Source organism: Snodgrassella sp. CFCC 13594, assembly GCF_001590725.1.
Lineage (GTDB): Bacteria > Pseudomonadota > Gammaproteobacteria > Burkholderiales > Neisseriaceae > Snodgrassella.
The window spans coordinates 1-305 of sequence record NZ_LQXR01000109.1; the positions used below are offsets into that span (position 1 = coordinate 1).

Annotated in this window: 1 protein-coding gene and 1 pseudogene; both read right to left on the reverse strand. The window is 48.5% G+C overall.

Annotation, left to right across the window (positions count from 1 at the left end):
- Positions 1 to 187: pseudogene (locus A2F46_RS13155) on the reverse strand (hypothetical protein); the annotation flags it as partial.
- On the reverse strand, positions 187 to 305 hold a 119-nt coding region (locus tag A2F46_RS11940; protein ID WP_156471667.1), incomplete at its 5' end, for a hemolysin secretion D, plasmid domain protein. The pseudogene A2F46_RS13155 and the gene A2F46_RS11940, both read right to left, overlap by 1 nt.

A 305-nucleotide genomic window follows, 5' to 3' on the forward strand; every position in this document is an offset into this window, starting at 1 on the left:
CCTGATCTTTTTGTTCCCGTTCCGCATCACGGCCATGCTGGGCAGCGGTGTAATCTGCTGAATAATGTAGCGCTGCCTGCCAAGCCTCAAAGAGATCAAAGGCATGTGCAGGAATTGTGAAAGAGAGACCCAATAACAATGAGCAGGCTGCCTGAAAAAATAGGTGTGAAGGGATGAGCTTGATCATTAACGTTCTTTCAAACTTTCATCCACCTTGGTTTGCAGCGGGCTGAGCAAATAATCAATCACCCGCCGTTTGCCGGTTTTGATCTCGGCAGTCACATTCATGCCACCGGTCAGATTGA